Here is a 12,168-nt window from a genome sequence, read left to right on the forward strand (position 1 = left end):
CCCCCCCCACCCACCCCCCCACCCCCCCCCCCCCCCCACCCCCCCCCCCCGCCCGGCCCCCCCCCCCCCCCCCCCCCGACGTATCACAGCTCGAAAGCGCTTGAGCCGTTCAAATCCGCGATCGATTACGACGATACGATCGAAACCTTTTTATCCAAGATCGACGCGCTGAAAAAATCTAACGCGTTGGCGACGACGCGCGCCGATCGCGTCTAATTGCGCGCCGCCAAAACCGCATTGAAACTTAAAAATATACCGATTATGCATAGCGGCGGGCGCGATCGCGCGAGCCGAAACGCGATTGTTAGACGGACGAGTTTATTATAACCGCGCTTTTGCGGGGGCGCGGGCTAAGATCGCCGCGGTTGGCAAAGAGAGATTAAAAGCAAAATGGCGGCGGCTCGCGGATAGCGACAGCGTCGCTTTATATAAACGCAAAAACGACGACGCGTTTGATATGTTTATATTTACGAAGGTTTTTGAACGATTGGCGCGGTTAGTTTTTGCGTTGATCGCGTCCGTTTCGGTATGTTCGCGGCGGATTTTTGAGCGATTGGCGCGGCGTTTTGGACGCTCTCTGATTAGCGATCTGGCGCCTATTGCAAACGTCGAAAGATTAGAAACTTAACTATCGACGCGTTGCACGCCGCTTTTTGATCGCGTCGATTGAACAAGTTCTAGCGGCTCGTTTATAAGCGCCAGCGCCGCGTTTGCCGCCTGTTCTATCCATTCGCCAAGCGCCGCCGTTTCGTCCGCGCTCCAATTGTCCAGCACATAATCGGCGGCGTTTTGCTCTCTATTTGGGCGACCAACCCCCATTCTCGCGCGAAAGTAGTCCGCGCCGCAGAGCGCGTCGATCGATTTCAGCCCGTTATGCCCGCCGCTCGAGCCGCCGAACTTGAAACGAAGCGCGCCAAAGGGCAGATCGAGATCGTCGTGCGCCGCGATAATTTTTTCTGGTTTATAGAAGTTTTTGACCGCCAAAACGCTTTCGCCGCTGAGATTCATAAAGGTTGTCGGTTTTAGGATCAGCAGATCGCCGCTTTTATATAACTCGCCCTTGAAAGCGGCTTTTGAGACGTTGGCGGGCTTTAGCCGCTCGATTAGGTTATCGGCAAGCAAAAAACCCGCGTTGTGCCTTGTGCGCTCGTATCGCTTGGTTGGATTGCCAAGCCCTACGATCAGCGTCATTTAGCTTTGATAACTCCGGCGACGGCTATGCGACCGTCAAGTAGGATTTTAACGCCCTTGGGGGCTTTAGCGTCGCGCGCCAAAATCGTGTCGTTCACGTCTAACGCGCTTACGTCAAAAGTGAAAGAATCGGGCAGGTCTTTGCCAAGACACTGGACGGGAATACGTTTTTTCATCGTGATAAACACGCCTTTGTTCTTAACGCCTTTGGGAGTTCCAACGGTTTTAACGGGGACAAGATAACGGGCGAGCTTGTCTTTGACCACTTCGCGCAGATCGACGTGGAGCAGATCGTCGCCGACGGGATCGGCTTGATACTCTTCGATTACGACATGGCGTTTTTTGTCGCCGACTTTTACGTCAAACGCGAGCTTAGTCTTATTTTTTACGAAGCGAATAAAGTCGTTTTTCTTAAACGCCGCGTTAACGTTCGGTTCGCCGCCGCCGTAGATATTGGCGATCAGATAACCATCTTTGCGGAGCGCTTTAGTCGCGCTCTTAGCCGTACTCTCTCTGATTATGCCTTCTAGCATGTTAGAAATCCTTGCGTAAATTTGCCGCCGCCAAAAATCTTTGGCGGCAAACAAGGGCGCGGATTATACTAAAACTTAGCCAAAATTTTGTTTAATCTTGATAATACCAGCCTCTTTTGGCAGATTGATCTTTTCCGCAACCGCTCCGCGAATGCGAATTTTTAAATCGTCGGGGCTATTGGCGTTAGCCAACGCCTCCTCTTCGCTGATCGATCCCGCCTTATAGAGATCGAAAAGCGACTGATCGAAAGTCTGCGTGCCGTAGATCTCCCTGCCTTCCGCGAGCGCGTCTTGCACCTCGTCGTCGCGGTAATTGGCGATCATATCGATTACGCGCGGCGTATCGAGCAACATCTCAATCGCCGGCGCGCGCTTGTTGTTCGTGGTTTTGACAAGCCGCTGAGAAACGATGCCCACAAGCGTGCTGGCGAGCATAAGACGGACGCGGTTTTGCTCCTCTTTGGCGAACATTCCGATCACGCGGTTGATCGTCTCTTTGCTATCGAGCGTGTGCAGCGTGGATAGCACCAAATGTCCCGTTTCGGCGGCGCGCAACGCGATTTCAATAGTTTCCAGATCGCGCATTTCGCCCACGAGAATAATATCGGGGTCCTCGCGAAGCGCGCCGCGCAAGGCGTTCGCAAAGCTCAACGTATCCTCGCCGATAGTGCGTTGGTTGATAATACATCTTTTGTCGCGATGGACAAACTCGATCGGATCTTCGATGGTAATGATATGCTCGCGTCGTTTTTCGTTGATCTCGTCGATAATAGCCGCCAACGTGGTCGATTTGCCGCTTCCCGTTACGCCCGTAACCAAGATCAGCCCGCGCTTTTTCGTCGTGAGCGCGTATAACGATTTAGGCAGTCCGAGATCGGAAATTGTCTGAATATCGGTCGGGATCGTTCTAAACACCGCAGAAAGTCCGTCTTTTTGGAAAAAGGCGTTGGCGCGAAAACGAAATTTTTCGTCTAGTTGAAAGGTAAAATCGATCTCCTTGTTGGCTACCAGCTCGCCAAAGCGCCCGCGCAACATCTCCTTCGCCATCGTCAGCGCGTCGGCGCGGCTCATTACGTCTTCGCTTAAAGGCGTAATATCGCCTCTTATGCGCCCCATAATTTTCTGCCCCGCTTTTATATGCAGGTCGCTACCGTTTTTCTGAATGAGCGTTTTAAGATAGCCTTTTACGCGCTCCGTTACCTCAAAACTTAATTCCGCCACATTTACTTCGACAGGCACGCTTCCTCCTTACTAACGGCTAGTCAAGCCAAAGTCAAAATTATATCTGAAAAAGCCCGTTCAAATAAGGCTAATCCTTCGGCTAAAAGTTTATCGCATAAGCGCTCAAAATCTATGCCTTTAGCGTCAAGCTCGCCAAAGAACGCGGCGATTTTCTCAGGCGCGATCGGCAGTCGGTTTTCGCGATCGCCGCTCGCTAAAAAAGCGTCGATAGCCGTTAGCGGCGCGGTATTGATAAGATTATCGCCCAACAGCTCGCGGATATAGTAATCGGCGCTTAGCCCGCCGCCCTTAACGCCCGTGCTGGCAAATAGGGCGCGAACGTTTTTGCCGTCCGCATTCGCGATCATATTGTAGTGGTTGGCGGCGTTTATAATCCCCGTTTTGGCTCTAAGCTCTTTTGGGAGCCGCTCGTCGATCTCGCGATCAAAACGGCTAACAAAAACGCTAATCACAAGCGGCGTTTGGCTTCCCTTCGCCGCGCTTAACAGCTTGCGCGTCTGATCCGTCGAAAAAACAAGCGTCGCGTTAGTTGGAATGCCGAGCTTTAATAGCTCTTTTATCGCTATTACGCCCTCGTTTGTGGCGGGGATTTTTATCATAACGTTTTCGCGTCCGATCGCTTTGTGGAGCCTGCGCGCCTCTTCGATCGCGCTTGGCGCGTCGTAAGCAAACGCCGGATCGACCTCTATGCTGACAAAGCCGTCTTGCCCGTCGAAATAGGGTTTTAGCGCGTCGGCGGCGTTTTGCGCGTCGGCGATCGCAAGCGCTTCATACAGCCGTTTGCCCAAAACGCCCGCGCCCTTTAACCTCTCTATCTGCGTTTTATAAGAGTCTTTGCCGACAATCGCCTGCTTGAAGATCGCGGGGTTGGTAGTAACGCCGCGCGCGCCGCGCCGCAGGTATTCGGGCAGATCGCCGACGATAAAATCTCGATCAAGATAGTCGATCCATAATGAAAAAGGCGTTTTGCTCACTGGCGTCCTTTGCGTTGATTCTTGCTATCCTAATACAAAAAGCCTTGCGCGGCGCTATTATCCGTGTTATAGTCCGCCAAATAGGCGTCCGCATTAGCATATGTTAGTTTTTTTGATGGCTGTTTGTCCAAAGCCGTTTCGGCGCTATTAGCCGAGCGATTGAAACCGTTGGAGCAACGCTATACGCATACGAAGCGCAAAGGAATAATTTACGGCAAACTAAACCGCAAAACTGAAATATGCGGCTACATAACGGCGAATAAAGCGACGCTTTTCTACAGTATAGCGGCGTTCGCTTTTTTTGCGATCATAGCTAGGCTAAGCAAAACGGTTTATTCGTTATTTTTTCATTTTTAACTTCGCAGACGCTCATAATATGCCCTTGCTAGCGGAACCTCAAACATATTCGCATATTTTTTTGTTTTAAGAGGCAAATTTTCTAAAAACCGCGTAATTTACGGCAAACAGATCGTTTAAAATACGGATAGAATACGGCTTTTTTCTGCGCGTCAGTATAGCGCCATAAGAAAACCGCGTTCTTTGCGTCTCTAAAGTATAAATTGAACGCTTGCGACGAACATCGACTTTGCGACGGTTTAATTTTATGGGGTTAAATAAATTTAACTATCGCAATTTTACTATAGCGTCGCCTACTAAGGACTAATTTTTGCTCGTCCATTAGTTTTATTTTATTTCCAACCGCAATTTTTGTTTCAGCGCGCTTTGACAATAAAGCTAAATCGTTAATTCCGTCGTTGACCAAATACCATATATTAGATTGATTTTCAAAACGCCCAACACATGTATCTTGATTACTGTTACAAATAATTTCTCGATCTATGTGCGATAAACGCAAAATCTGTCCAAATCCGCCTATCACTTTTTCATTATCGTATTTATAATCGCCGCTATGCGTTTGCGAATATAAATATAATACTGGTATTTGTTTGGTTTTGCCCACGCGCGTTTTTACGTAAGCGATTCGTATTTTCTCTATTGATTTTTTAGTAGCTTCGATCAAAAAAATAAAGGCGTTTTTATAATTCCTAGCTCGGAGAGCTTTATAGGCTTCTATGGTAATATTAGTTTCTAGCCTATATAGCGCTAATAACACGGGAAAGAGGAGGATACATATCGATACGCATATAAGCAAAATTGTCCAAAAATGAAAACATACTATTGATTCTATTATTCGTTTCATTTTGCGATAGCGTATTTATAATTTGCTTCTTGACTGCCTTGATACATTGCCGCTTCCGTGTTGACGAACGATTTGGCTTGTATAGCTATGATAATCTTCAAAGTAGCTTGCGTTTGTTACGTTTACGCTTTCTCCTTCGCCAATCGCCAGAAAGTAAAAACCCGGACAGATGTTATAAAAACCAACAATACCGCTAACAGCGCGTTTTCGACTAACGACCGACGACTGACCTGGAAAGCCCGATCGCAATTCAACCAGTTCATTGCCGCTAAAAGCTTTCAGGTTTACTGAATAATCGATCTGACATTGAGCAAGCGCGCTTGCCGACAATAAGAGCATTATAAATGCTTTCTTCATATTTTCCTCCCTACATTTTAAGCTTCTACGCGCATTTGCGCTTAAGTATAAGCGACCGCGGAAACTTTGTTGTGTAACGACAAAACTCCTGCGGTCGCAAGATTGCAAAACAAACTATCCGACCACATAAGAACGCGCTATTAGCCCTAATAATACCAATATTATTATCAGAAAGCCAATGCCTGCTGGAATATTTTTCTGAACGCCGTCTTTCTCGATCTGGTCGCCGCCTTGCTTGAGAGGAAGATTGCCATCCCTTACTTGAAGAATCGAATAAAGGTAACCGGGAAAGGCGATTATCCAAACAAGGATCGTCGCAAAAAACACCAGTAAGGGTCCTGCGGTAAAAAAGCCTTTATAGCGTTTTAATTCTATAGACTTTGAAAAAACGGCAAGAGCTATTGCACTGGCAGAAATAATCGCGAAGCCGAATTTAAGCATATCGTCTTCAGCAAGCCCGAGAAAATCTGCCGCTATACTAGTCAGGATGTATATTCCGATCATACTACCGGCGGCAATGGCAAAATTTTTGCCGCTAAATTTTCCCCTTTCAGGATTGACCTGTTCAATGTCTTCGCTATTAACTTGGTTATCCATACGACCTCCTTTATCGTTTGTAAAATTCGGTAACCATTTGCTGTGATTGGTAGATTACGCTACTGGCATAATTAACTACCTCCTTCTTTTATGATTTGTTTCACGCTTCTACCATCTGTACGATGATAAGGCGACCGCCTTCCTTACTATCAAGCAACAATCGTTTGCCTTCAAGCAATTCGACTTTGTCGCCTATCGCAATCTGAACGGATTCGCCTTCAGTCACATCAGTTAAGTTTGGTAACCCTTCATTAACCAGCCACCATTCGCCGTTATGTTGCAAAAAATAACCAATACGTTTTTTACTCGCATTGTCCAACTTTTCATTTGGCGCAATCAGGCGATTCGCATGCCACCAAAAAAGTGATTGTCCAGACCAAACCATAATGCGATGATCGTCTGACCTAAAAGAACCTTTAGAGCGAGACGAATAAAGGTTTAAAACAGGTAATTTACCTTTATATAAAGCGCCACAAAAAGGGCATTTAGGTTTTGTTGAATTATCAAATACAAACCATTTTTGAGCACAGTTTGGGTTCTGACAAGGCTGAATCAAATCAATGGTTTTCACCAGCGCTATCTCCCAATCATTAGCGCTTGGACGCGCGGCGGGGTTGTGCAACCCATCGATAAAAGCGTGTTCAAAAAGTTTTTTAAGATATGGACCTGTCAGCATGTAAGGCAACTTGTCAGTATTTGCCCATGGAAGCTCCCATTTTTCAGCTCTATCTATTTTAATGCGATTTGACCTATCCGCAGGGTGTTCAATAAAAAGCGCCTTTTCACCCATACTTAGCTGCTCATCTTGCGCTTCATCGTTAATATTATGCACTTTGGCGCCGCGAAGCGGATGCCGATACAAAAGATACATATAGATCAAAACCGCTAAAGCATGCAAATCTGTTTCACGACGCGGAAGACAACGCAAAGGATCGTCTTTTTTGAGATGGCTTGTTTTAACCACTTCTGGCGCTATAAAATCTGGAGTGCCTACAACGTCAGGCGGATATTTCCCCGGCACAACCAAACCGTCCACGTCAATAACACATGCGAATCCGCCTGAAGGATCGACTAACACATTTTTGTAGCTTAAATCAGAATGAGCAAGTCCAGCGGCATGCATTCGTCGAATAGCGCGTGCAATTGTTAGACAAATTTTGAGATGATTAAGCCAGTCGCCAAGTTCTCTCGGATCTATGTGGCGATTACGTAATTTGGGCGCGGCAAACCACTTACCCTCTTTTTCCTTACCTTTAATACCAAGAGTGTCGTTATTGATAGAACCGTACTTAAAAAAGAAATGTTTAGGGTATGTAGGCGCTACAATGCCTAATTTTCCGTTGTGTTCCAGCATAGCAGTAGGCCAGCAAAACAGATTTTTCCAATAATCGCCGCCAGCTTGATTGAATATGCTCTCTTTATATTTTCCGGTGATCATACTAAGACGATCTTTTGCTTGAAAATCCTGTTTGTTTTTATAAAATCCTACAACATAGGAGCGATCGGGCGAAAAATAAACGTCTTTCATTGCGCCTGAACCGATAATATTATCGTCCCACTCTACGTTTTGCCCATCGACAGTTTTTCCTTTAATTATTGCCATGATATTTATCAAACCATTGAATTGCAATCGTACGGTCATCATGATTTCCAGGAGACCAAAAATCAAGCCATTCGAGCAGTTTTTTGTCGGGCTTTTCGTCGGATAGTATCGGTTCAATCTCTTGCCATAAAGCGTCCCATCTGACAGGATCGTTTAATCCGTTATCTGTCTCAAATTTTGGATCGCTAACGCCGTCGGTCATTAAAAAAATAGCTTTTACATCCGAAAGTAGACCGATTTTGATTCGCTTGTTAAATCCATCGCCGTCTTGCAATATAGCGCGATCTAAAAAGCGCGTCTGCCCCGCATATTCGCCCTCGTCCGGAACTCCCAATACTTTAATTTTTACTTCGCTGTTTGGACTGTAAGCGGCAATTGCACCATCGCCAACCCAAAAAGAGGCGACAAAAACTTTATCGCCAATCTTTCGTGCAATAACCGCAAGTAGCGTAGTTGCCATATCTCGCGATTGCGCCGAATAAGATCGCGTAGAAGTTGTTTCTATAGTATCCACCGCGTTTTTTATGGCTTCTTGAAACAAGCTATATATTTTTTGCTGAACATTTTGCTTTTCGCCGTCCCATCGACTAATCAGAATGGATAATTCATTACCGCTTGTACCTTTTAGCCGCTCGCTGATCAGTACGCCAACAGCATGACTCGCCTCTTTTGATCCAATTCTTGATAGTTTTGCGCTTCCCGCGCCGTCAGCTACAACCAAAACGCTCCAACCATCGTTATAACCGACAAAAAAATCGTCGTCTCGAAAACTGCCAACGTGCGCATGCGATCGCCCTCGTCTGCTTGCAGCAACTATACAAATATTGTTTTCATTAATAATCTTGCTATCGGTATGAGATTTTGGATACGGCAGATTTTGATCTGGCTCATTATTTTGCCACAGATCGCGCGGATCTGGATTAATTATCAGCATTCCTTCTCCGCCTCGGGTTACGTTTGCCTCGGTTCTGTAATATACGTTGAACTTGAACTCGCCGCTTTTATTAGGTATTCCGCTAACTAGCTGTTTCTCCTCGTTGAAAAAGAGACCTATATCTTCCTTTTCAGCAAATTTAACATTTTCTATTTTTTTAATTTCATCACCGTCCGTTTTAATAATCGCTTCATATTTTTCTCCTTTTTTCGCGTTTGGCAACAAAAATCGAATTGGTTTAATAATCTGTTTTATAGGATGTGTTTCCGCTACCTTCGCCCCTTTGTCGTTAAGCGTATTTTGATTTTCTTTGTAGGCTTGTAAGCCCTTAGCGTTTGCGTTCATATTTTCTCCTTTACAGGTTTTGAATTTACTCCATTCATATTCGATCTGTTTGATAAAGTTTTGAACCGCTTCCTTTACCATTGGTTGTTTAACAAATTCGCTCAGATCGTTGTCCTTGATTTCGCCGCTAAATAATAGCGACTGATTGTCGCGCACCCTAAATATCTTAAAGGAGACGTCCTCTATTGTATGTTGTTCGTTTGCCATTATTATCCTAAGGATCGTCCGACGTCGAAATCGCCGCCGCCTTCGCCTCCGAAAAACAGCTCGCTACCGCACCATGGGCAGGTTGCTTCGCCACCGCTTGTGCAAGTCAATTTGCCGCAATCGCACATTGCAAACGCCGAGTGATTACCGCAATATGGGCAACTTGGCGCTCCATCTAAAAGCGAAGTATTAACTTTGATCGCCGACGCTTGTGCCTGCGACCATTTGAAATACTCCTCGTCGATCATAAACGCGCCCGCGACGTCGTAATATGCGATCTCAGCTTTATGCTTTTCGCCGCCTAATTTGACGAGCGATCGCTCGTATTTGATCAGATACGGCTTTTTTACTTTCTGGCAACGTCCAACCAATACTACGCACGAATCGTCAGTATTTGCTGGTAACTCTTTGACTAGTTTCAACTCAATTCCGTCAAGATCAGGTAGCGGGTTATTTTCCGCTCCTTCGCCTATGCTTTTACTTTGTGCGATCGTGGAGTCCGAAATCCACTTAATCAAAGCGGTATATTCGTTTTTGTCCGCTTCTTCATAAATAATCACATTTTCCGTCAGCTTTTTTAGCGTCGCAAAATCCGCCTCTTTTCCAAGACCAATAGCGATCAATGTAACTCTCCTAGCGTATTTTGCCTGCCAACGGGAGATTGCCGTATCGGTTTTGTCAGTAGAGCGTCCGTCTGTGATCAAAAAAACAAACGGTTTCCAATCCCCTTTTTGCTCAGTCGTAGTTTTTGCTACGCGGCAATCTATCTCGTCCATTAGTATATCAAGCGCCAATCCCAAACTAGTTCCAGCGCCAAGCGGCAGCTTTGGCGGATAAAACGAGTAGAGTTCCGTTAGCGGCGCGATAGTTTTGGCTACGCCGGCAAAAGCGATTACCGATATATAGACTGTTTCTAGCGCATACGGATTAGAGCGAAGCGCGCCGACAATCACACCCATAGCATTTTGCATCTTATCAAGCTTATCGCCAATCATCGACTCCGAACAATCTAGCAAGAAAAATACTGGGAGACGCCTCATTCATTCTCCTTTATATAACCACATTTACTTCAGGCGGAGGAGGCGGTAGATTTACCTGCTCCGTTAGTCCATTACTGCTCGAGCCGATCGATACTGAAGCTGAAACCCATTTGAAAAATCCTAGAAAAGCAGCGCTGTCCATAGTATCAAGCGTTACTACGCGATCGGTAAGTTCCAGTAGCGCCTCGCTCTTTGCTTTTGGACCTGCAGCACATGCTAAAATGGAACCGAAATTGCGTTTTTTGATCTCGATGATCGCTTTGCGATACATCTGTAAATCGCTTGGGTTGCCATCGGTCATAACAAATAGCAATGGTCGCCAATCACCCTTTGTCTCTTTCGTATTTTTTCTTACATCACGATCTACGCGCTCTACTAAAAGCATTAAAGCGGCGCCCAAGAAAGTCGCGCCTGATTGTGGAACAATTATCTCGCCAAGCTGAACGTCGCTTAATGCCGTTAAAGGCATTATCTCTCTTGCTTCAATGTCGAACGTAATAATCGACATATATACGCTATCTAACGCATATGGATCTTGACGCATCGCGCTAAGCATCGCCTGTAATCCAACATTGACCGAATGGATAGGCTCGCCTTTCATGGAGCCAGAAGTATCCAATAGAATATAAACTGGCAATCGCCTAACAGACATCACAAATACCGTTTTAGCCAATCAACAAAAGTATCGCTAGAATCAGGCGCTCCTATGGCGTTAAATTTCCATCCGCTTTCTTCTCGCTCCAACTCGGCAAATAGTAGTGATCTGTATTGCGAAAAACTTTCGCCGCCGCTTAGATCAAAACGAACCATTTCTTTGCCTTTTGCATCAACCGCTCGTATAAAAGCATTTTGTACTTTGCCGAAACTCTGTTTTTTCTGAATGCCCTGATATATTTGAACGACAAAGGCAATTTTTGCAAATTGCGACGGTAGATCGTTTAGCTTGACGATGATCTGTTCATCGTCGCCCTCTCCAGCGCCCGTACGGTTATCGCCCGTAAGCCAAATTGAACCGCTTGTATGACGCAGATTATTAAAAAATACAATATCTCCGCCAACCAAGCGATCATTGCCCGCATTGTGAACTTTACCGTCGCTGTGGCAAAGAAAAGCAACCGCGTCAAGATCGTAATCTTCCTCTTTAGTTCCGCCAAAAACGCTTGCGAGCAAACCTTTATTATCTTCCTTGACATCCCAGCCAAGTCCAATTGTCACAAGCGAAAGATCGTTGTCGCTTTTTTTGAGACTAACGCCTTGTCCTTTTTTAAGTGAAATTGCCATTTCGTGTCCTTTCTTATATTACGATATTGACTTCTGGCGGAGGAGGAGGCAAATCGTCTAATCCGCCGATCTCTTTTTGTGTCTGATCAACCTTTTGAGAGCCAGTTGTAATAGAGGCGCTAACCCACTTGAAAAACGCTTTAATTGTGTCAGCGTCTGCCGTATCGAGCGAAACCACAACCTCTGTAATCAACTTCAATGTCGCGGTGTCCGCGCCTGATCCCGCCGCGCAGGCAACGATAATCGCCGTTTTGACGTTTTTTAGCGCGTCAATACCTTTGCGCACGTTGTCGGTAGGCGATCCGTCCGTCATCAAAAACACTATAGGTTTCCAATCGCCCTTGACGTCGGGAGTAGTCTTGATAACTTCCGTCTCAATTTTTGAGGCAAGTAAGCTAAGCGCCTCGCCAAGCGCGGTCGCCCCGGAAGCGGTTATACTTGGCTGTTGAAACGCGCTAAGTTCCGTGAGAGGGACAAGCTGCTTTGCCGAGCTGTCAAAGGTTATTACGGAAAGATACGCCGTTTCAAGCGCGTAAGGGTCTTGCCTCAACGTTGAAACTAAAATTTGAACGCCATTTTTCACCGCTTCGATCGGCTCGCCGCTCATAGAGCCTGAAGTATCTAGTAGTAAATACACTGGTAACCGTCTAGCCATTTAATTCC

14 protein-coding genes and 1 pseudogene are annotated in these 12,168 nt (G+C 46.0%); 2 read left to right on the top strand and 13 right to left on the bottom strand.

Annotated features, from left to right (window positions below):
* Positions 1–216, top strand: a 216-nt coding sequence (locus LBF86_00810; GenBank protein ID MDR0664052.1) for a hypothetical protein, incomplete at its 5' end; no start/stop codon positions are given.
* An 85-nt stretch (positions 217–301) separates the two neighbouring features.
* Positions 302–628, top strand: coding sequence for a hypothetical protein (locus tag LBF86_00815; protein MDR0664053.1), 327 nt, complete (start codon positions 302–304; stop codon positions 626–628).
* A 77-nt stretch (positions 629–705) separates the two neighbouring features.
* Here LBF86_00815 and pth read toward each other — a convergent pair.
* From pth to LBF86_00880, 13 genes and pseudogenes are all read right to left on the bottom strand, one after another.
* Positions 706–1,191: pseudogene (pth, locus tag LBF86_00820) on the bottom strand (aminoacyl-tRNA hydrolase).
* A complete protein-coding gene (locus LBF86_00825) occupies positions 1,188–1,724 on the bottom strand; it encodes a 50S ribosomal protein L25/general stress protein Ctc (GenBank protein ID MDR0664054.1) in 537 nt (178 codons plus the stop codon). The pseudogene pth and the gene LBF86_00825 overlap by 4 nt, the downstream one beginning before the upstream one ends.
* 75 nt (positions 1,725–1,799) lie before the next feature.
* Positions 1,800–2,963, bottom strand: a complete 1,164-nt coding sequence (locus LBF86_00830) for a PilT/PilU family type 4a pilus ATPase (protein ID MDR0664055.1) — start codon at positions 2,961–2,963, stop codon at positions 1,800–1,802.
* A gap of 23 nt (positions 2,964–2,986) precedes the next feature.
* Positions 2,987–3,940 (bottom strand): transaldolase, encoded by a 954-nt coding sequence (locus LBF86_00835; GenBank protein MDR0664056.1) that lies wholly within the window; start codon positions 3,938–3,940, stop codon positions 2,987–2,989.
* A gap of 610 nt (positions 3,941–4,550) precedes the next feature.
* Complete coding sequence (locus LBF86_00840) at positions 4,551–4,961, bottom strand: hypothetical protein (protein MDR0664057.1); 411 nt, start codon at positions 4,959–4,961, stop codon at positions 4,551–4,553.
* Positions 4,962–5,156: 195 nt separating this feature from the next.
* Positions 5,157–5,498, bottom strand: coding sequence for a hypothetical protein (locus LBF86_00845; protein MDR0664058.1), 342 nt, complete (start codon positions 5,496–5,498; stop codon positions 5,157–5,159).
* 114 nt (positions 5,499–5,612) lie between these two features.
* Entirely contained in the window at positions 5,613–6,095 is a 483-nt protein-coding gene (locus LBF86_00850) for a hypothetical protein (GenBank protein ID MDR0664059.1), read from the bottom strand.
* Positions 6,096–6,195: 100 nt separating this feature from the next.
* The gene (locus LBF86_00855; GenBank protein MDR0664060.1) at positions 6,196–7,698 is read right to left on the bottom strand and encodes a hypothetical protein; all 1,503 of its coding nucleotides are present in this window, start codon (positions 7,696–7,698) and stop codon (positions 6,196–6,198) included.
* Complete coding sequence (locus LBF86_00860) at positions 7,685–9,184, bottom strand: protein phosphatase 2C domain-containing protein (GenBank protein ID MDR0664061.1); 1,500 nt, start codon at positions 9,182–9,184, stop codon at positions 7,685–7,687. The genes LBF86_00855 and LBF86_00860 overlap by 14 nt, the downstream gene beginning before the upstream one ends.
* A 2-nt stretch (positions 9,185–9,186) precedes the next feature.
* Positions 9,187–10,224, bottom strand: coding sequence for a VWA domain-containing protein (locus tag LBF86_00865; GenBank protein MDR0664062.1), 1,038 nt, complete (start codon positions 10,222–10,224; stop codon positions 9,187–9,189).
* Positions 10,225–10,234: 10 nt separating this feature from the next.
* Positions 10,235–10,897 carry a VWA domain-containing protein gene (locus LBF86_00870; protein MDR0664063.1) on the bottom strand — a complete coding sequence of 221 codons (663 nt, stop codon included), beginning with the start codon at positions 10,895–10,897 and terminating at the stop codon, positions 10,235–10,237.
* Positions 10,876–11,505 carry a TerD family protein gene (locus tag LBF86_00875; GenBank protein MDR0664064.1) on the bottom strand — a complete coding sequence of 210 codons (630 nt, stop codon included), beginning with the start codon at positions 11,503–11,505 and terminating at the stop codon, positions 10,876–10,878. The genes LBF86_00870 and LBF86_00875 overlap by 22 nt, the downstream gene beginning before the upstream one ends.
* A gap of 13 nt (positions 11,506–11,518) precedes the next feature.
* Positions 11,519–12,160, bottom strand: a complete 642-nt coding sequence (locus LBF86_00880; GenBank protein MDR0664065.1) for a VWA domain-containing protein — start codon at positions 12,158–12,160, stop codon at positions 11,519–11,521.
* Positions 12,161–12,168: the final 8 nt, after the last annotated feature.

The organism is Helicobacteraceae bacterium, from assembly GCA_031258155.1.
Classification (GTDB): domain Bacteria; phylum Campylobacterota; class Campylobacteria; order Campylobacterales; family SZUA-545; genus JAIRNH01.